At 65.4% G+C, this 19,475-nt stretch carries 19 protein-coding genes; 9 read left to right on the top strand and 10 right to left on the bottom strand.

Annotation, left to right across the window (positions count from 1 at the left end; translation table 11 throughout):
- Positions 1-31 precede the first annotated feature (31 nt).
- On the bottom strand, positions 32-2,161 hold the full coding sequence (locus tag AC3WL2_RS21360) for a TonB-dependent siderophore receptor (protein ID WP_102684207.1): 2,130 nt from the start codon (positions 2,159-2,161) through the stop codon (positions 32-34).
- Between the two features lie 235 nt (positions 2,162-2,396).
- A complete protein-coding gene (locus AC3WL2_RS21355; protein WP_046856576.1) occupies positions 2,397-2,774 on the bottom strand; it encodes a hypothetical protein in 378 nt (125 codons plus the stop codon).
- Between the two features lie 439 nt (positions 2,775-3,213).
- Between AC3WL2_RS21355 and AC3WL2_RS21350 the strand changes: the two genes are divergently transcribed.
- The 5 genes from AC3WL2_RS21350 to AC3WL2_RS21330 all read left to right on the top strand — a co-directional run bounded on the left by AC3WL2_RS21350 (position 3,214) and on the right by AC3WL2_RS21330 (position 9,515).
- Positions 3,214-4,671, top strand: coding sequence for a serralysin family metalloprotease (locus AC3WL2_RS21350; RefSeq protein ID WP_102684208.1), 1,458 nt, complete (start codon positions 3,214-3,216; stop codon positions 4,669-4,671).
- 64 nt (positions 4,672-4,735) lie between these two features.
- Positions 4,736-5,101 carry an AprI/Inh family metalloprotease inhibitor gene (locus AC3WL2_RS21345; protein WP_256582575.1) on the top strand — a complete coding sequence of 122 codons (366 nt, stop codon included), beginning with the start codon at positions 4,736-4,738 and terminating at the stop codon, positions 5,099-5,101.
- Positions 5,102-5,145: 44 nt separating this feature from the next.
- On the top strand, positions 5,146-6,867 hold the full coding sequence (locus AC3WL2_RS21340; RefSeq protein WP_102690677.1) for a type I secretion system permease/ATPase: 1,722 nt from the start codon (positions 5,146-5,148) through the stop codon (positions 6,865-6,867).
- Complete coding sequence (locus tag AC3WL2_RS21335; RefSeq protein ID WP_102684211.1) at positions 6,864-8,156, top strand: HlyD family type I secretion periplasmic adaptor subunit; 1,293 nt, start codon at positions 6,864-6,866, stop codon at positions 8,154-8,156. The genes AC3WL2_RS21340 and AC3WL2_RS21335 overlap by 4 nt, the downstream gene beginning before the upstream one ends.
- 9 nt (positions 8,157-8,165) lie before the next feature.
- Positions 8,166-9,515 (top strand): TolC family outer membrane protein, encoded by a 1,350-nt coding sequence (locus AC3WL2_RS21330; protein WP_102684212.1) that lies wholly within the window; start codon positions 8,166-8,168, stop codon positions 9,513-9,515.
- A gap of 108 nt (positions 9,516-9,623) precedes the next feature.
- Here the strand turns inward: AC3WL2_RS21330 and AC3WL2_RS21325 are convergent, their stop codons facing one another.
- Entirely contained in the window at positions 9,624-10,811 is a 1,188-nt protein-coding gene (locus AC3WL2_RS21325) for an MFS transporter (RefSeq protein ID WP_102684213.1), read from the bottom strand.
- Between the two features lie 130 nt (positions 10,812-10,941).
- Positions 10,942-11,691 carry a 3-oxoacyl-ACP reductase family protein gene (locus tag AC3WL2_RS21320; protein WP_102684214.1) on the bottom strand — a complete coding sequence of 250 codons (750 nt, stop codon included), beginning with the start codon at positions 11,689-11,691 and terminating at the stop codon, positions 10,942-10,944.
- A gap of 124 nt (positions 11,692-11,815) precedes the next feature.
- On the opposite strand from AC3WL2_RS21320, the gene AC3WL2_RS21315 reads away from it, so the two are divergent.
- Positions 11,816-12,745 (top strand): LysR family transcriptional regulator, encoded by a 930-nt coding sequence (locus tag AC3WL2_RS21315; protein ID WP_102684232.1) that lies wholly within the window; start codon positions 11,816-11,818, stop codon positions 12,743-12,745.
- A 7-nt stretch (positions 12,746-12,752) separates the two neighbouring features.
- Here AC3WL2_RS21315 and AC3WL2_RS21310 read toward each other — a convergent pair whose 3' ends face one another.
- Entirely contained in the window at positions 12,753-13,235 is a 483-nt protein-coding gene (locus AC3WL2_RS21310; RefSeq protein WP_102684215.1) for a GreA/GreB family elongation factor, read from the bottom strand.
- 2 nt (positions 13,236-13,237) lie between these two features.
- Positions 13,238-13,636: a hypothetical protein gene (locus AC3WL2_RS21305; RefSeq protein ID WP_102684216.1), complete on the bottom strand. Its 399-nt coding sequence runs from the start codon at positions 13,634-13,636 to the stop codon at positions 13,238-13,240.
- 135 nt (positions 13,637-13,771) lie between these two features.
- Here AC3WL2_RS21305 and earP point away from each other — a divergent pair, with 135 nt between their 5' ends.
- Positions 13,772-14,905, top strand: coding sequence for an elongation factor P maturation arginine rhamnosyltransferase EarP (gene earP / locus AC3WL2_RS21300; RefSeq protein ID WP_102684217.1), 1,134 nt, complete (start codon positions 13,772-13,774; stop codon positions 14,903-14,905).
- Between the two features lie 48 nt (positions 14,906-14,953).
- The gene (gene efp / locus AC3WL2_RS21295; protein WP_011532839.1) at positions 14,954-15,523 is read left to right on the top strand and encodes an elongation factor P; all 570 of its coding nucleotides are present in this window, start codon (positions 14,954-14,956) and stop codon (positions 15,521-15,523) included.
- A 107-nt stretch (positions 15,524-15,630) separates the two neighbouring features.
- Here efp and AC3WL2_RS21290 read toward each other — a convergent pair whose 3' ends face one another.
- The 3 genes from AC3WL2_RS21290 to AC3WL2_RS21280 form a co-directional block, all read right to left on the bottom strand.
- Complete coding sequence (locus tag AC3WL2_RS21290) at positions 15,631-16,059, bottom strand: organic hydroperoxide resistance protein (protein ID WP_011532840.1); 429 nt, start codon at positions 16,057-16,059, stop codon at positions 15,631-15,633.
- A 130-nt stretch (positions 16,060-16,189) separates the two neighbouring features.
- Positions 16,190-16,645 carry a MarR family winged helix-turn-helix transcriptional regulator gene (locus AC3WL2_RS21285; protein ID WP_102684218.1) on the bottom strand — a complete coding sequence of 152 codons (456 nt, stop codon included), beginning with the start codon at positions 16,643-16,645 and terminating at the stop codon, positions 16,190-16,192.
- 58 nt (positions 16,646-16,703) lie between these two features.
- Positions 16,704-17,657: a LysR family transcriptional regulator gene (locus AC3WL2_RS21280; protein WP_102684219.1), complete on the bottom strand. Its 954-nt coding sequence runs from the start codon at positions 17,655-17,657 to the stop codon at positions 16,704-16,706.
- A 115-nt stretch (positions 17,658-17,772) separates the two neighbouring features.
- Between AC3WL2_RS21280 and AC3WL2_RS21275 the strand changes: the two genes are divergently transcribed.
- Complete coding sequence (locus tag AC3WL2_RS21275) at positions 17,773-18,522, top strand: sulfite exporter TauE/SafE family protein (protein WP_102684220.1); 750 nt, start codon at positions 17,773-17,775, stop codon at positions 18,520-18,522.
- Between the two features lie 76 nt (positions 18,523-18,598).
- On the opposite strand, the gene AC3WL2_RS21270 is transcribed toward AC3WL2_RS21275, so the two are convergent.
- Positions 18,599-19,450 (bottom strand): LysR substrate-binding domain-containing protein, encoded by an 852-nt coding sequence (locus AC3WL2_RS21270; RefSeq protein ID WP_031316005.1) that lies wholly within the window; start codon positions 19,448-19,450, stop codon positions 18,599-18,601.
- Between the last annotated feature and the right edge of the window lie 25 nt (positions 19,451-19,475).

Raw genomic sequence — 19,475 nt, 5'->3', positions numbered from 1 at the left:
CCCCCCGGCGATGGGCTGCGAAGCAGCCCCTTTAGAAACTTACTGAGGCCGACAGCCGTGCCGTGCGCGGCGCGCCCTGGAACAGGTAGTTGTCGCCCAGGTAGTCGCCCACGTCGCGCCAGTAGCGCTTGTCGAAGACGTTGTCCACGGTCAGGCGCAGCACGGTGTCGTAGCCGCCGATGTTCGTGCGGTAGCGGCTGCCGATGTCGAACACGGTGTAGCCGCCGACTTCGACATTGCCTGCAGAGCTTGCGTACTTGCTGGCGCTGTAGCGGGCGCCGCCAAGCAGGGCCAGGCCGGGGACGGGGAGGGCGTAGTCGGCCTGCAGCGCGGCGCGCAGGCGCGGCACGTTGATCGCCTGGTGGCCTTCGTAGGCGACGGTGTCGCTGTTCTGCACCCGGGCGCGGATCGCCGCGGCGCTGGCCTGGATCTGCAGGTTGGAGGTGACCCAGCCGCTGGCGCCGAGTTCGAGGCCGGTGTTTTTCTGCTGGCCCGACTGCACGTAGGTCGGCGCCGGGTTTTCATTGGGGCGGGCGTACTGGTAGGCCTGGCGGATCTGGAACAGGGCCGCGCTGAAACTCATGCCCTGCCAGTCACGCTTGATGCCGACTTCGAGCTGGCGCGACAGGGTGGGGGCGAGGATTTCGAACGCGTTGCTGGCATACCAGGGGGCGGTGCCACCTGAGGACAAGCCTTTCGCATAGCTGGCGTACAAGGTGGTGTCCGGCTGCGGCTTGTAGATCAAAGCTGCGTTGGGCAGCAGTTGGTACTGTCGGGTGTGGCGCCCGGCAACGCCATTCTGGTCCCAGGTCTTTTCGTCCAGGCGCACTTCCCGTGCGCCGATCACGGTCTGCCAATTGTCGTTGAAGGTGATGCGGTCGCTGAAGAACAGGCCGTACTGGCGGCTGTCCAGGCGACGCTCACTGCTGCCAATGGGCTTGTCCGATGGCTCCACGGCTGGCGCACCGGTATGGATGTTGCCCGTACCTCGCCACTCGTTGTAGCCCGGTCGCTGATCGAGCGTGCGGCGTTGGGCGCTGGTGCCGACGGTCAGCTCATGGCTCACGCCCAAGGCATCGAAGCGCCCGTCGAGCGTGGCCTGGGCTTCGTCGATGCGACGGGTATCGTCAGGGCTGCGGAAATCGTAGATGTCGTAGTCGCCATTGCTGCCGAAGTAGGACCCTTCGCTCGAACCCCAGGCGAATGCGCTGTAGTCATCGATTACCACCTTGCTGCGCGAGGCGCTCAAGGTACCGTTCCAGTTGTCGTTGAACTGGTACTTGAAGCGCCCGCCCAGGTTCAGCGAGTCGTTCTGCACGGGTTTGGCCCACGACTGCCAGGCCAAGTGATCCTTGGGGTCGACGCCATGGGGCAGTTGGGTGCCGCCGAGCAGTTGATACCCCGGCACCGAATACTGCTCGCGATGCTGGTATTCGGCATCCAGCTCCAGCACGGCATTCGGGTTGAGCTGCCAGTCGAGGGCCAAGGAGGCGAAATCGCGCTTGCCGTCGGCATGATCGACATACGAGCGGATATCCTCGTGAGCAAGGTTCACCCGCAGGCCCAGCTGGCGCTCGGCACCGAACCAGCCGCCCAGGTCGGTGGCCAGGTAGCGTTCGCCCTGTTCGTTGCTCGACACGCTGAGGCTGCGTACATCCTCCGGGCGCTTGGTCACATAGTTGACCAATCCGCCGGGCTCCGACACGCCGCTCTGCAACCCGGACAGCCCCTTGAGCAGCTCCACCTGCTGCTTGTTCTCCAGCGCCACGTTCTGCTCGCCGGCGATGGTCTGGCCGTTGACCCGGTAGCTGCTGGCGGCGTTGAGCTCGAAGCCGCGCACGTTGAAGTTTTCGTAGTAGCCGATCGGCGCATAGCTTTCGCCCACCGAGGCATCGCTCTGCAGCACCTCGCTCAGCTTGCGCACCTGGCGGTCGTCCAGCAGCTGGCGGCTGAACACGCTGACCGCTGCCGGGGTGTCGAGCAGCGGTGTGCTGTGCAGGCCGCCGACCAGGGCTTCGCGTGCCTGGTAGCCGCTGTCCTGAACATCCGAGATGCGCACGGGGGCCAGGGCCACACTGTCGTCGGCAAGGCCATGGCCACTGTGCAGGGCAAGGCCCAGGCCGAGCAGGCCCAAGGGTAGGCGGGGGCGAAGCGGGGTCATGCAAGGCTCCTTGAAAAGCGGACGCGCCGTTATCGCTCGGCAGCTGTCGGGCAGGCAAAAGGGCGCCATGGTAGCAGGCTGCCGAGCCTTTCAGGGATGCAGGGTGCAGACGTGGGATTGGCGCACCGCCGTTCCCACCGATACCGCGCAATGCAGAGGCATGCGCGCTTCCTGTGGGAGCCGGCTTGCCGGCGATGACGCCAGTACAGTCAATACGAACGAAGCGGGGTGTGATTCAGGCCGCCGCCGGACGCTGGTGCCGGCGCCAGCTGTCGTCGATCTTCGACCAGGTCTTGCCGTCGGTGATGGCCAGCAGCTTGCGGCCATCCTTGAAGGTGGCGAGGAAGGTGACTTCTTCCTCCTTGCCGCCCAGCAACAGGCCGGCGAGCAGGCCGACCGGGCCGGCCACCAGGGCGCCGGCCACCCCCCAGCCCAGGGCGGTGCCCAGGCTGCGGGTCGACTCGAGGTTGGCCAGTTTCAGATCCTTGATCCGCGCCAGTGAAATGCGCTCGCCGGGCGAAGGGCTGCGCGGGGTCTTGAGTGTGAGCGCTCCATTGCGATACTCGCCTTCACCTTGCAAGAAATCGCCGGATTGCACCGTGAGTCTTGTCATTGTGTCGTCCTGTCAGGAAGGGGCTTTGACCAACGCCTACTGAGCGCTCCGCACGCTGGCAAGTCAACGCCGAGGCGACGGAGGGTCGTGCGTCAGGTTGTCGCGTAGTAAAGCGCCTAAACGAAGCGTTGATGGCAAACCACAGGCACAAGTCGCATTTTCGAAAGTAAACTTCGAATCGTCGTCTATAAAGCCCTGGGGGCATGATTGGAACTAATGCTTGCAGCTGCCGCCATTGATCCATCGCAGTTTGCGCAAATAAGTGCGATGCAGTTGAGTTTTCGAAAACGAAAAAATGGCGCCAAAAAACGCTGGACATTAAGTTTCAATGTGTGTCAGTTTTTTTGCGCCTCATAAAGGCGAGTGACAGGAAGTTCTCGCCAGGTGGGAAATCCTGTCTGACATCAACTGCTTTTTTGTAAACAAGGAAGTAACCTGCATGTCGAAAGTCAAAGAAAGCGCTATTGTTTCGGCCGTTTCCGCACTGCAGCCGAAGGGACCAAGTTCGTCCTTCGGCCTGATCGATAGCTTTGCCCACCAGTACGATCGCGGCGGCGCGAACATCAATGGCAAGAAGTCCTTCACGGTCGACCAGGCCGCCGACCACCTCCTGCGTGATGGCGCAGCCTGGAAGGACCTGAACAAGGACGGCACGATCAGCCTCACCTACACCTTCCTGACCAAGGCACCGTCTGACTTCTACAGCCGCGGACTGGGCTCGTTCAGCCAGTTCAGCGACCTGCAGAAACAACAGGCCAAGCTCTCCATGCAGTCCTGGTCGGACGTGGCCAAGGTCACCTTCACCGAGGCAGGATCGGGCGGCGACGGTCACATGACCTTCGGTAACTTCAGCGCCAGCAACGGCGGCGCGGCATTTGCCTACCTGCCGTTCGACGGCCCGGGTTCGCACAAGGGCGAGTCCTGGTACCTGATCAACAGCGGCTACCAGGTCAACATCACCCCGGGCACCGGCAACTACGGGCGCCAGACCCTGACCCACGAGATCGGCCACGTGCTCGGCCTGTCCCACCCTGGCGACTACAACGCCGGCGAGGGCAACCCGACCTACCGTGACGCCGACTACGCCCAGGACACCCGTGGCTACAGCGTCATGAGCTACTGGAGCGAAAGCAACAACGGGCAGAACTTCATCAAGGGCGGCGGGCAGTACTACGCCTCGGCTCCGTTGATGGATGACATCCTGGCGATCCAGAAGCTCTACGGCGCCAACTATGCCACCCGCGCCAGTGACACCACCTACGGCTTCAACTCCACCGCTGATCGCGACTTCTACTCGGCCACCTCGGCCTCGTCGAAGCTGGTGTTCTCGGTGTGGGACGGTGGCGGCAACGACACCTTCGACTTCTCTGGCTTCACCCAGAACCAGAAGATCAACCTCAACGAAGCGTCGTTCTCCGATGTCGGCGGCATGGTCGGCAACGTATCCATCGCCAAGGGCGTGACCATCGAAAACGCCTTCGGCGGCTCGGGCAACGACCTGTTGATCGGCAATGCGCTGGCCAACGTGCTCAAGGGTGGTGCCGGCAACGACATCATCTACGGCGGCGGCGGCGCCGACCAGCTGTGGGGCGGCAGTGGCGCGGACACCTTCGTGTTCGCCGCCGTCAGCGACTCGACCAAGGCGGCGCCGGACCGCATCATGGACTTCACCTCGGGCGTGGACAAGATCGACCTGTCGGCCATCTCCGCGTTCGCCGTGAACAAGCTGCCGCTGCAGTTCGTCAATGCCTTCACCGGCCATGCCGGCGAGGCGCTGCTGACCTACGACCAGGCCACCAACCTGGGCAGCCTGTCCATCGACTTCACCGGAAACGCCTCGGCTGATTTCCTGGTGACCACCGTTGGCCAGGCCGCTGTCACCGACATCGTGGTCTGATGTAACAGGGGGCGGCGCTCGCGCGTCGCCCTTTTGTCGGCGAGGCAGACGAATGAAAGCAACCTTGCGAACGATCGCGCTGGCCGCGATTGCCCTGATGTCGATGACCGAGGTAGGTATGGCGAGCAGCCTGTTACTCCCCAACGCCGCGCAAATGGCCGGTGATTGGACGCTTTACTCCGAACAGCCGCAGGCGCAAACCTGCAACCTGCACCTGGGCGCCAACGAAGGCGAAATCGAAGGCGACCTGGATTGCGCCAGGGAGCTGCTGGGCCTGCGCCCCGGCAGCTGGCTGGTAACCCCCGACACCCTGGCCCTGGTGGGCGGCGACGGCAGCAGCGTGGTGCACTTCAGTCGCGAGGGCGCCAGGCGTTACGCCTGGACCCGGCCGGACGGTACGCAACTGGTGCTCAAGCGCCTGGACAAATAACCCCGGCCTGAAACTTCAAAGTTTCAGGCAAGCAAGGGCGAAACATGAAACTACCGAGCAAAAAGCCCGGGGCGCCTTTGTGGGCGGCACTCGGCGAACATAAGTCGACCTTGATCAGCGTCGGCTGTTTCACGGCATTGATCAACTTGCTCATGCTGGTGCCGTCGATATATATGCTTCAAGTGTACGACCGTGTACTGAGTTCGCAGAGCACGACAACTTTGTGGGTGCTGACGCTGATGGTGGTCGGCTTCTTCGTTTATATCGGCGGGCTTGAAGCCGTACGCAGTTTCATTGTCATTCGGGTCGGCAACCAGTTGGAAAAGACGTTCAATATAAAGGTCTACCGCGCCGCCTTCGAACGCAATCTGCGCCAGCGTGACGGTGCCGCTGGCCAGGCCCTGGGCGACCTCACCCAACTGCGTCAGTTCATCACCGGCCCCGCGCTGTTCGCCTTCTTCGATGCGCCCTGGTTCCCCATCTACCTGGCGGTGATCTTCGCCTTCAACGTCTGGCTGGGCGTGATGGCGACGGTCGGCGCGCTGCTGTTGATTGCCCTGGCCATCCTCAACGAGCGCCTCACCCACGCCACCCTGGCCGAGGCCAGTGGCATCCAGCAGCAATCGACACTGCTGGCTGGTAGCCAGCTGCAAAGCGCCGAAAGCATCCAGGCCATGGGCATGCTCGGTGCCCTGCGCCAGCGTTGGTACGGCTTGCACGGGCGTTTTCTCGACCTGCAGAACAAGGCCAGCGATACCTCGGCGGTGATCACCGCCACCAGCAAGGGCCTGCGCCTGTGCCTGCAATCGCTGGTGCTGGGGCTGGGCGCGCTGCTGGTGATCGAGGGGCAGATGACCCCGGGCATGATGATCGCCGGCTCCATCCTCATGGGCCGTGTGCTGGCGCCGATCGACCAGTTGATCGCGGTGTGGAAGCAATGGAGCGGTGCGCAGCTGGCCTACCAACGCCTGGACGGCCTGCTGCGCGAACACCCCGAGCCGCCGACGCCGATGCCCTTGCCGGTGCCCACCGGGCAACTGGCGGTGGAGCAGGTCAGCGCTGGCCCGCCCGGGCGTAACCTGGCCACCCTGCAACAGGTGAACTTCGCCCTGGCGCCGGGTGAACTGCTCGGCGTGCTGGGGGCTTCGGGGTCGGGCAAGTCGACCCTGGCCAAGGTGCTGGTCGGCGTCTGGCCGACCCTCGGCGGCCATGTCCGCCTCGATGGCGCCGAGCTCAGCCAATGGGACCGCGACGCGTTGGGCCCGCACATCGGCTATCTGCCGCAGAACATCGAGTTGCTGCGCGGCAGCATCGCCGAGAACATCGCCCGCTTTGGCGAGCTGGACGGCGTCAAGGTGGTCGAGGCGGCTCGCCTGGCGGGCGTACATGACCTGATCCTGCGCCTGCCCCAGGGCTACGACACGCGGCTGGGCGAGGAGGGCGTGGACCTCTCCGGCGGCCAGAAGCAGCGCATTGCCCTGGCCCGCGCCCTGTACGGCGATGCCCGGCTGATCGTGCTCGACGAACCCAATTCCAACCTCGACAGCCACGGCGAGGCCGCCCTGGCCAACGCCATCGTCCAGCTCAAGGCCCAGGGCCGCACCGTGGTGCTGGTGACCCACCGCAGCGCGGCGTTGGCCCAGGCCGACAAGCTGCTGGTGATGAACGAAGGGCGCATGCAGGGCTTCGGCCCGGCTCGCGATATCCTCCACGCCATGGGCCAGGCCCCGGCGCAACGACCCCTGCAAGCCGGAGGTGGCGCATGAGCCAGCACACCCGTGATGCCCGTTTCCATGTCCGCCTGGGGTGGTGGCTGACCCTGGTCGGTTTCGGCGGTTTCATGGCCTGGGCCAGCCTCGCCCCGCTCGATCAGGGCGTGCCGGTGCAAGGCACCGTGGTGGTGTCGGGCAAGCGCAAGGCGGTGCAGTCCATGGGCGCGGGCGTGGTCAGCCGCATCCTGGTCAGCGAAGGCCAGCTGGTGCGCCAGGGCGAGCCGCTGTTCCGCCTCGACCGCACCCAGGTGCAGGCCGACGTCGATGCGCTGCAGGCCCAGTACCGCATGACCCGCGCCGCCCTGGCACGCTGGCAGAGCGAGCGCGACAACCTCGGCCAGGTGCAGTTTCCCACGGAGCTGCTCGAAGACGCCGACGCCCGCCTGGCGCTGATCCTCGAAGGCCAGCGCCAGTTGTTCGACAGCCGCCGCCAGGCCCAGGCCCGCGAGCAGGGCGCCCTGGCCGCCAGCATCGACGGCTCCCAGGCCCAGCTGACCGGCATGCGCCGGGCGCGCGGCGACCTGCAGGCCCAGGCCGACTCGTTGCGCGAGCAGCTCGACAGTCTGCGCCCGTTGGCCGGCGAGGGCTATATCCCGCGCAACCGCGTGTTGGAATACCAGCGCCAGCTGTCGCAGGTGCAGCGCGACCTGGCGCAGAACGCCGGCGAAAGCGCGCGCCTGGAGCAGGTGATCGTCGAAGCTCGGCTCAACTTGCAGCAGCGCCGCGAGGAGTACCAGAAAGAGGTGCGCAGTCAGCTGGCCGAAGCCCAGGTCAAGGCCGCGACCCTGGAGCAGCAGCTCAATTCCGCGCACTTTGAACTGCAGCACAGCGAGATCATCGCGCCGGCCGACGGCATCGCGGTAAACCTTGGCGTGCACACCGAAGGCGCCGTGGTGCGGGCCGGCGATACCCTGCTGGAAATCGTGCCCCAGGGCACCGCGCTGGAAGTTGAAGGGCGCCTGCCGGTGAACCTGGTGGACAAGGTGGCACCGCAGTTGCCGGTGGACATCCTGTTCACCGCCTTCAACCAGAACCGCACGCCGCGGGTGACCGGGGAGGTGGCGCTGGTGTCGGCCGACCAGCTGATCGACGAGCGCAGCGGCCAGCCGTACTACGTGCTGCGCAGCACGGTCAGCGAAGAAGCGCTGGCGCGTCTCGAGGGGCTGGCGATCCGCCCGGGCATGCCCGCCGAGCTTTTCGTGCGTACCGGCGAGCGCTCGCTGCTCAACTACCTGTTCAAACCCCTGCTCGACCGTGCAGGCACCGCCTTGACCGAACAATAAGGACCGCCAGTGAAGAAGTTCCCACTGATCGGGCTGCTGCTGGCCTGCGCCTGGCTGCCGACCGCCGCCCAGGCCGCCATGGGGCCATTCCAGGTATACGAGCAGGCCCTGCGCCGCGATCCGACCTACCTCGCGGCGTTCAAGGCCCGCGAGGCCGGCCAGGAATACCGCGCCATCGGCCGCGCCGGCCTGCTGCCCAGCCTGTCGTACAGCTACAACAAGGGCCGCAACGATTCCGAGGTGCGCTACCTCGGCGATTCACGCCGGCAAAAGGAAGACCGCACCTACAACAGCATGGGCTCGACCTTCATCCTCCAGCAGCCGCTGTTCGACTATGAAGCCTATTCGAGCTATCGCAAGGGCATGGCCCAGGCGCTGTTCGCCGACGAGAGCTTCCGCGACCAGAGCCAGCAACTGCTGGTGCGGGTGATGACCAGCTACACCCAGGCGCTGTTCGCCCAGGACCAGATCGCCATCAGCGTCGCCAGCAAGCAGGCCTACCGCCAGCAGTTCCAGCAGAACCAGCGCCTGTTCGACGCAGGCGAAGGCACGCGCACCGATATTCTCGAAGCCCAGGCCCGCTACGAGTTGGCCGATGCCGAGGAGATCAAGGCGCGCAACGAACAGGATGCCGCGCTGCGCGAACTGGGCGCACTGATCGGCGAGCCGGCGGTGCGGGTCGAGGACCTGGCGCCGCTGCGCCTGGGCTTCGCCCTGCCGGTGGTCGACCCCAGCGGCTACGAGGCCTGGCAGGAGCGGGCCCTGGCCAACAACCCGCAACTGTCGTCATCGCGCCAGGCCCTGGAAGTGGCGCGCTACGAGGTCGAGCGCAATCGTGCCGGGCACCTGCCCAAGGTCACCGCGTTCGCTACTTCGCGGCGCCAGGAGTCGGACAGCGGCAACACCTACAACCAGCGCTATGACACCAACACCGTGGGCATCGAAGTCAGCGTGCCGATCTTCGCCGGGGGCGGGGTGCTGGCTTCGACCCGCCAGGCCAGTCGGCATCTGGAGCAGGCCGAGTACGAGCTCGACGGCAACACCCGCAGCGCCTTGATCGAGCTGCGCAAGCAGTACAACGCCTGCCAGTCCGGCGCCAGCCAGTTGCGTGCCTACGAGCGGGCGCTGGTGGCGGCCGAGGCGCTGGTGGTGTCCACACGCAAGAGCGTGCAAGGTGGCGAACGGGTGAACCTGGATGTGCTCAACGCCGAACAGCAACTGGCCACCACCCGCCGCGACCTGGCCCAGGCGCGCTACGACTACCTGCTGGCGTGGATCAAACTGCATTACCAGGCGGGAGTGTTGAGCGAGACGCAACTGGCGCGGGTGGACGAAGCGTTCATCGAAGGCAAGCCCTGACTTCTGCGCAGGCCTCATCGCCGGCAAGCCGGCTCCCACAGATTTTGCGCGATAGCCTGTGGGAGCCGGCTTGCCGGCGATGAGGCCGGTGTTGTCAGCAAAATACTTTCAGGCTGGCACCACTGCCTTCCCACGCCTGCGCTCAGCCAGCCCCCACACCAGCAGCGCCAGCGCACCGATTACCAGCCCGGCAACCACGATCCCATCCCAGCCATGCACCTCGAACAGTTGCGTGCCCAGCAGCGACCCCAGCGCTCCGCCGATGAAGTAGCAGGTGATATAACCGGCATTGAGCCGCGTGCGCGCCTCGGGGCGCAGCACGATCACCGCGTTCTGGTTGCTCACGTGCACCAGTTGCACCGCCAGGTCGAGCAACAGCACGCCCACCAGCAATGCCACCAGCGAGCTCTGTGCAAACCCCAGCGGCACCCACGACAGCAACAACGCCACCAGCCCCACGGTGGTGCCCAGCGAACCTTTGCCGCGGTCGGCCAGGCGCCCGGCCCAGTTCGCCGCCAGTGCGCCGATCGCCCCGGCCAGGCCGAACAGGCCGATCACCGCGTCGGAGTAATGGTAGGGCGCCTCGCTCAACAGGAATGCCAGCGGTGTCCAGAACAGCGCGAACAGGCTGAACGCCAGCAAGCCCAGCAGCGAGCGCAGGCGCAGCACCGGTTCTTCTACGAACAGACGGAACACCGAGCCGATCAGCGCCGGGTATTTCAAGCCGGCGTGGCTGTGGTGTTGCGGCAGGCTGCGGTACAGGGCGAGGGCACTGATGGCCATCAACACCGCGGCCAGCACGTAGATGCTGCGCCAGCCGCCCAGCTCGGCCATGAAGCCGGCGGCGGTGCGCGCCAGCAGGATGCCCAGCAACAGGCCGCTCATCAGCGTGCCCACGGCGCGGCCGCGTTGATCCGGCGCACTGAGCGCGGCGGCCATGGGTACCAGCACCTGGGCTACTACCGAGAACAGTCCGGTCAGCGCCGTGCCGAACAACAGCCACGGCAGGCTTGGCGCGCAGGCGCTGATCACCAGCCCGGCGGTGGCGATCAGCACCATGGTGACGATCAGCCGCCGCTGCTCGAACAGATCGCCCAGTGGCGCGAGCAGCAGTAGCCCGGCGCCGTAGCTGAGCTGGGCGGCGATGACGATGGTGCCGGCGCTGGCGGTACTCAGGCCGAACTGCTCGGCGATGCTGTGCAGCAGGGGCTGGGCGTAGTAGTTGCTGGCCACAGCCAGGCCGGTGGCGGTGGCCATCAGCAGGATGAGGGCGCGACCGAGGGTCGGGGAATTCATGGGCAGTCTCGTTGCAGGCAAGGTTGTGTGGCGACAAGTATCAGGAAGTGCCCGGCATGATGCCAATTTATGGTTTTCAACTTAACCGTGTTGAAAGCATCGCGGGGCAAGCCCGCGATGGGTTGTTCGCTCAGGCCGCGAAACCACCATCGGCCAGCAGGCTCGCCCCGGTGATGTAGCCGGCCTCAGGCCCCGCCAGGTAGGCGACGAAGCTGGCGATCTCGTCCGCCTGGCCATAGCGCCCGATGGCCATCAGCGGGATCAGGCTCTCGGCGAATTCGCCACTGGCCGGGTTCATGTCGGTGTCCACCGGCCCTGGTTGCACATTGTTGACGGTGATCCCCTGCGGCCCCAGGTCCCGGGCCAGGCCCTTGGTCAGGCCGACCAGCGCTGACTTGCTCATGGCATAGGGCGCGCCACCGGCGAACGGCATGCGCTCGGCGTTGGTGCTGCCGATGTTGATGACCCGTCCACCCTGGCCCATGTGCTTCACCGCCGCCTGGGTGGCCACGAACACGCTGCGCACATTGACCGCCAGCAGCCGGTCGAAGTCGGCCAGGTCGAACTCGGCGACCGGCGCCACCGCCAGCACACCGGCGTTGTTGACCAGGATATCCAGGCCGCCGAAGGCCTTCGCGGTGTCGGCCACGGCCTGCTGCACGGCCTGAGTGTCGGCGCTGTCGGCGCGCAGGGCCAGGGCTTGGCCGCCGCCGCTGTTGATCTCACCTGCCAAGGCCTCGGCGCTGGCGCTCGAGCTGACATAGGTGAAGGCGACCTTGGCGCCGTCGCGGGCCAGGCGGCGGACGATGGCCGCGCCGATACCACGGGAGCCGCCCTGGACCAGGGCCACCTTGCCGGTGAGAGGAAGTGCTTGGGACATGCTGATCTCCTGCGTTCAAGCAAGGCCGGATGCCTTGGATGGACACAGTATCGACGCTCGATTACCTATTGATAAGATGGCAATCACGCTAGTCAGAATAAACCAGGAGTTGGCAATGGCCGCGATGGAATCCTTCAGCAGCCTGGAATGCTTCATCCGCAGCGCCGAAGTCGGCAGCTTTGCCGAAGCGGCCAGGCGCCTTTCGCTCACCCCCGCGGCGGTCGGCAAGAACGTCGCCCAGCTGGAGGCGCGGCTTGGTGTGCGCCTGTTCCTGCGCAGCACGCGCAAACTGACCCTGACCGAGGCCGGGCAGCGTTTTCTGGCCGAGGTGAGCGAGAGTTTTCGCACCATCCAGTATGCCGTGGCCAATCTGGCCAACTGCGAAGGCCACCCCTCGGGCGTGCTGCGGGTCAGCATGGGTACGGTGTTCGGGCGCCTGTACGTGTTGCCGTTGCTGGGCGAGTTCCTGGCCCGCTATCCGGCGGTGACGGCGGACTGGCATTTCGACAACCGCCAGGTCGACCTGATCGGCCAGGGTTTCGACGCCGCCCTCGGCGGTGGTTTCGAGCTGCCGCCCGGGGTGGTGGCACGCAAGCTGACGCCTGCGCACCGGGTGCTGGTGGCCTCGCCGGGCTATGTGCGTCAGCACGGGCCGATCGACCGGCCGGAACAGTTGCAGGCTTGCGCCGGCATCCTCATCCGCTCGCCGCAAACCGGCAGGGTGCGCAGCTGGCCGCTGACCAGCCGCTGGCAGGAGCAACAGCCGCTGCAACTGCCCCAGCGCCTGACCATGAGCGATTCGGACGCCGCCTGCGCGGTGGCCGAGCAGGGCCTGGGCATCGCCCTGGTCAGCCTGCCGTTCGCCTTGCCTTACCTGGCCTCAGGCCACCTGTGCCGGGTGCTGCCGGACTGGTACGTCGACGATGGGCACATCAGCCTGTACTACGCCGAGCGCAAGCTGTTGCCGGGCAAGACCCGCGCCTTCATCGATTTCGTGGTGGAGCAGTTTGCCGAGCAGGGGCTGGCACAGCGCTTCGATGCCTTGCAGCGATAACGCCCGGTCAGGCGATATCGATGATGAACTGCACCTGGGCCACCCCAGCCAGCACCAGGCGTACTTCGTCATCCACGCGCTTGCCGACCAGCTGCTGGCCTAGCGGTGCGCGAGGTGTGATCACCGTCACCAGCGCCTCTCCCTCACCAATCTTCAAGCCGGCGCCTTCGGGCCCGAGGAACAGCCTGCGACGCTGCCCCTGTTCGTCCTCCAGGGTCACCAGGCAGCCGACCTGGATCCCCCGCGCCGGGTCATAGTCGCGTGGCACCAGTTGCTGATAGGTCTGCAGCGCCTGGCGGATCTCGGCGGTGCGTCGAGCCTGCCCGGTGGCCAGGTACGAGGCCTCGAGCCCAAGGGTGTCGTATTTGTTCTCGGCGATATTCTCTTCGGCGGTGGCTGCCTCGTAGGCGGTCTGGGCGGCGCGGCGCAGCACCTCCATGTCGTGCTCGAGGGTGGTGACGATGCGCTGCAGCAGGGTGGCCTTGTCCATGGTCAGTAGCAGAACTCCAGCACGTTGGCCTGGCTCTTGTCGGTCGGCGCGGTGCGGTTCTGCTGCAGCCAGAACTGGCATTTGGGGCTGTTCAGGTTGCGCGGGTTGCCCTGGGCGGCCTCGGCGGCCTGCTGCAATTCCTGCTTGTGCAGGATGTCTTTGTAATGTTCGAACATCTGCGCCTGGGCATCGGCCGGTGGCGCTGGAGGAGCGGTTGGCGCAGGCAGGACCTGCGCGGGGGCGGTGGCCTCGACCAGCGGTTGCACCTGCTGTGGCCACAGGTGCAGGGCCAGCCACAGGCTCACGGCGATCGCCACTGCGCCGAGCCACAGGCCGAGGGCGACGCACAGCACCAGTTGCACCGGTTTCAGGGTGATCTTCAATTCACGGGGGCGGGGCATGATGGCCTCCTGGCAGGCGGGGCGAGGGCGCCATTCTCGCATGCCGCGGCAGGTATTTTCAGCGCCGCGCTTTTGTTGGCCGGCATTTTTCAGCAAAATCCGCGGTCTTTTTTCCGCAGGTAACGGAACGTGGCGATGAAAACCACCTGGGACATCTTCTGCACGGTCGTCGACAACTATGGCGACATCGGTGTCACCTGGCGCCTGGCGCGCCAGCTGGCGAGCGAGCATGACCTGGCCGTGCGCCTGTGGGTGGATGACCTGCAAGCCTTCGTGCGCCTGTGCCCAGAGGCCGACAGCCAAGCCGAGCAGCAGTGGCGGCAGGGCGTCGAGGTACGCCACTGGCCGGTCACGTGGCAAGGCGCGGAGCCGGCGCAGGTGGTGGTGGGCGCCTTCGCCTGCCAGCTACCGCAGGCTTATGTCGAGGCCATGGGCGAGCAGGCCACGCCACCCTTGTGGCTGAACCTGGACTACCTCAGTGCCGAAGACTGGGTGGATGGCTGCCATGGCTTGCCGTCGCCCCAGGCCAATGGGTTGCGCAAGTTCTTTTTCTTCCCGGGTTTCACCGAGAAGACCGGTGGCCTGCTGCGCGAAGCGGCCTTGCTGCCCCGTTGCCAGGCGTTCCGCCAGGCGCCGGACGAGCGGGCGAGGTTCCTGGCAGGGCTGGGCGTCCACCCCGAGGCCGGGGCGCGTCTGATCTCGCTGTTCGCCTACGAGAATCCACAGTTGGGCAACTGGCTCGACGTACTGGCCGAAGGCGCGCACCCCAGCCACCTGCTGGTACCGCAGGGGCGCATTCTGGGCGACCTCGGCCACTGGCTGGGCGAGGCGGACTTGGCCGCGGGGGCGCTGCATCGGCGCGGCGCCTTGACGGTCCAGGTGCTGCCTTTCGTCAGCCAGGACGACTACGACCAGTTGCTGTGGAGCTGCGATTTCAACGCCGTGCGCGGCGAGGACTCGTTCGTGCGGGCGCAATGGGCTGGGGTGCCGATGCTGTGGCACATCTACATCCAGGAAGAGAACGCCCACTGGGAAAAGCTCGAAGCATTCCTCGCCCATTATTGCCATGGGTTGTCGGCCGCCGCCGGGCAGGCGCTTAGCGAGCTGTGGCGGGCCTGGAACATGGACCGCCCGATGGGGCAGGCCTGGCAGGCGCTGCAGCCACACTGGGAGGAAGTGCGCGAACATGCCCGCCAGTGGCAGGCCGCGCAGGCCGCTCGGCCGGACCTTGCCACGAGGCTGGTACAGTTTTACCGAAATTCGCTATGATACGCGGCCTCGATTTTTATAAATCCATCCAGATTCGGATACTTCGTAATGAAAACTGGTAAAGAACTGAAACCCGGTACCGTACTGCGGATCGACAACGACCCGTGGCTGGTTCAGAAAGCTGAGTTCACCAAGTCGGGCCGTAACAGCGCGATCATGAAGACCAAGCTGAAGAACCTGCTGACCGGCTACAAGACCGAAACCGTATACGGTGCGGACGACAAGCTGGACGACGTGATCCTGGATCGCAAAGAAGCGACCCTGTCGTTCATCAGCGGTGACTCGTACACCTTCATGGACACCACCGACTACACCATGTACGAGCTGAACGCCGAAGACATCGACGCCGTTCTGCCGTACATCGAAGAAGGCATGGAAGACATCTGCGAAGCCGTCTTCTTCGAAGGCCGCCTGGTATCGGTAGAACTGCCGACCACCATCAGCCGCCAGGTTACCTACACCGAGAACGCCGCACGTGGCGACACCTCGGGCAAGGTCATGAAGCCTGCCAAGCTGAAGAACGGTACCGAGATCCAGGTTGCCGACTTCATCCAGATCGACGAGTGGATCGACATCGACACTCGCGACAACAGCTTCAAGGGCCGTTCCAAGAAGTAATCCTTCTTGCGATGAGCGCAAAAAACCCGGCCTTGGCCGGGTTTTTTTGTGCTCGTGAACCGTGGCGCCTTCATCGCGGGGCAAGTCGGCTCGCTCCGCGATGGCATTCACACCGTCACATGCAGGCGCACATCCACATTGCCGCGGGTGGCGTTGGAGTACGGGCAGACCTTGTGCGCCTTCTCCACCAGCCCTTCGGCATCGGCCTGGGCCAGGCCAGGCAGGTTGATGTGCAGGTCGATGTCCAGGCCGAAACCACCGGGGATCTGGCCGATGCCGACCTTGGCGGTGATCGAGGCGTCAGCTGGCAGGGCTTTTTTCTCCTGGCCGGCGACGAACTTCAGCGCGCCGATGAAACAGGCCGAGTAACCCGCGGCGAACATCTGCTCGGGGTTGGTGCCTTCACCCCCGGCGCCGCCCAGCTCTTTCGGGGTGCTCAGCTTGACTTCCAGCTTGCCGTCGCTGGAGCGGGATTTGCCATCACGACCACCGGTGGAAGTGGCTTCTGCGATGTACAGCGGAGTGACCTTTTGCATCTTGAGCCTCGCTTGGGTGCTGTGCGCCGTCGGCGCTGAGTGGGTATGGGATTAACTTAGCGCGCAATTATTTAGTGCGCAAGTTAAATATTCGACCATTCATCCGAACAGCCCTCTCACAGCTTAGACGTCAGAGGTTTTCTTGCAGCTGCGCGCGCAGGGTGAGCAGGTCGGCTTGCAGCTTGCGCAACTGCTCGGCGCTGTGGCCGCTGGCCTGCAGGATGCATTGCGGCACGCGCTGGGCTTCGGCCTGCAGGGCGCGGCCCTTGTCGGTCAGCTGCACCAGTACCACCCGTTCGTCCTCGCGGCTGCGGCTGCGCTTGAGCAGGCCTTCGCTTTCCAGGCGCTTGAGCAGCGGGGTCAGGGAGCCGGGGTCGGTGAGCAGGCGCTGGCTGATCTCGCCCACGGTCAGGCCGTCCTGCTCCCACAGCACGAGCATGGCCAGGTACTGCGGGTAGGTCAGGCCCAGGGCCTGCAGTAAAGGCTTGTAGACCTTGGTCATCAGCAACGAGGTCGAGTGCAGGGCGAAGCAGACCTGGTTGTCCAGCAGCAGCGCGTCGCAGGGGGCTTGGGTGTCGGCGTTCATGCAGGTCCTTGGAATCGGTGAGTAATAAAATCTAGCACGCCAAAGCTTGGTGCGCTCATTACCAGCGCAGCTCGCTTCTCAGCGCCAGGTCCCAGGGCGGCACCGGGCTGAAACGGCTCTTGAGGAATTCGAGCAGCAAGCGGCTGCGAGAGTTCGTTTCATGTTCAAGGCGCAGTGCATAAATCCCGCTGGTTTCGGGGGCCGGCAGGCCGTTGTCGCAGAACAGGGGCAGCAGTTCGCCGCGCAGCAGGTAGTCGCTGACCAGCCAGGTCGGCAGGTGGGCGATGCCCAGCCCGGCCAAGGCACCGAACAGCAGCGTCTCGGCATTGTTGGCGGCCATGCGCATGCGCGTCGGGCGGTACAGGCGGGTCTGGCCACCGACCTCGAAGCGCCAGGCGAACGGCGGTGCCAGGCCGTCCCAGTCGAGGCCGTCATGCCCAGGCAGCTCGCTGGGGCAGGCCGGAACGCCGCGATTGGCCAGGTACGCCGGGCTGGCGCAGGCGATCCGCACCATATAGGCCAGTGGCGTGGCCACCAGGCGCGTGTCGGCCAGGGGCCCCGCGCGCAGCACCAGGTCGACTTCGCCCAGATGGCTGCCGTGCAGGTCGACGAAACTGTCGATCAGGCGCAGTTGCACGTCGAGACCGGGGTAGGCCACTAGGAAGTCGGCGATGGCCGGAGCGAGGTGGCGACGGCCGAAGGCGGCCGGGGCGTCGATGCGGATCAGCCCTTCTGGGGCATTGCTCAGGGATACCGCCTCGGCGCGAGCCAGGCGCAGTTCCTCGATGATGCGCCGGGCCCGTTCGGCGAACGCATTGCCGGCCGGCGTGGCGCGCACCGCATGGGTGCTGCGCGAGAACAGCCGGCTGCCCACCGCGTTTTCCAGGCTGTCGATGCGCCTGGCCACGGCCGAAGGCGTGAGCGGATGGCGACGGGCGGCGGCGGAGAAGCTGCCGGTCTCCAGCACATCGAGGAACAGGCTCAGTTGTTCGGTGAGGATATCGGGGCTCATGATGATTCTGCTTTTGCGGATTACGCAAAGCCATTGTGCGCTGCTGTGCGTTTCCCCGCCAGCCGTGACTGGGTAGCATGCCGGCATTCTCTGAGAGCAGGCGGATGAGGCGCGAATGATCGAGTGGTTGATGTACATCGTTTTGGGCGCAGCCCTGGGCACCTTGGGTGGCTTGTTCGGGATTGGTGGCGGGCTGATCGCGATCCCTGCACTGGGGGTGCTGTTCGGCCTCGACCAGCAACTGGCCCAGGGCACCGCTCTGGTGATGGTGGTGCCCAACGTGCTGCTGGCGTTGTGGCGCTATCACCAGCGCAACCGCATCGAGTTGCGCCATGCCGTGCCGCTGTCGTTGTGCAGCTTTTTGTTCGCCTGGCTGGGGTCGATCTGGGCAGTGGGCATCGATGCCCAGTCGATGCGCCTGTACTTCGTCGGTTTCCTGGTGGCCCTGGCGTTGTGGAACGTGGCGCGTATGTGCCTGCCGGTGAAGCCGCCGAGCAACCAACTGCGCTACCCCTGGCCATGGCTGGGCGTGCTGGGCAGCTTTGCCGGGACCATGGGCGGGCTGTTCGGCGTGGGTGGCGCGGTGGTGGCCACGCCGATATTGACCTCCGTGTTCGGCACCACCCAGGTGGTGGCCCAGGGGTTGTCGCTGGCATTGGCGGCGCCGAGCACCGCGGTGACCCTGCTGACCTACGGCCTGCACCAGAGCGTGGACTGGAGCATCGGGGTGCCGTTGGCGGTAGGTGGGTTGCTGAGCATCAGCTGGGGGGTGAAGCTGGCCCATGCGTTGCCGGAAAAGGTACTGCGCTCGATGTTCTGTGTGTTTCTGGTGGTGTGCGCGGTGATGCTCGGGTTCGAGCTCTGAGCGCAAGGGGCTGCAGAGCCCATTGCCATCTGTGGGAGCCGGATTGCTGGCGAAAAGGGCGCGAAGCGTCCTCGGCTTACTTGAACCCTTCGACGATGTACTCGGCCATGCAGTCGGTAATCGGTGAATGCTGCTGGTCGTTGCGCAGTAGCATCACATTGGCCATGTGCAGCTGCGGCAGGCCGTCGTCCTCGCCGAGGATGCGCAGTTCGCCGCCAACCAGACTGTGCAGCTGCGCGGTCACCGCCAGCCCCGCCTGCACGATGGCGAAGATCGCCGCCAGGCTCGGGCTGGTGTAGGCAATACGGTACTCGATGCCGTGGCGCTCCAGGGCATTGCAGGTCCAGGCGCGGCAAAAGCAGTCGGTGTTGAACAGCGCCAGCGGCATGGGCCGTTGCTCTTGCGGGCAGAAGCCCTTGGCCGCGGCCCACACCAGGCGCTCCTGGCGCAGCAGCTGGCCGACCTCGTTGCCGGGCTCGCGGGTGACGATGGTCAGGTCCAGGTCCTGGCGCAGCATCAACTGCTTGGACGAATCGCAATGCACCTCGACATGGATCAGCGGGTAGGCCTGGGCAAAGCGGGTGAGAATGCCCGGCAGGTAGCGCATGGCGTAGTCGTCCGGCGTGCCGATGCGCACCACCCCGACCATGTGCGGCATGCGCAGTGTGTTGAATACCTCGCCATGCAGCTTGAGGATGCGCCGCGCATAGCCCAGCAGCACCTGGCCCTCGGCGGTCAGGCGCACCTGGCGGCCGTCGCGCTCGAACAGCTGGCGCTGCAGGATGTCCTCCTCCAGGCGCTTCATCTGCATGCTCACCGCCGACTGGGTGCGGTTGACCACTTCGCCGGCGCGGGTGAAACCACCTTGCTCGGCAATGGCGACGAAGGTGCGCAGCACCTCGGCGTCGAGACTCTGATACTGGGACATGGCATCAATCTCCGAGATGCATGGC

Source organism: Pseudomonas sp. FW305-96 (assembly GCF_058783825.1).
The sequence above is the reverse complement of the archived record's forward strand: the minus strand, read 5'-3'. Positions and strand labels throughout refer to the sequence as shown.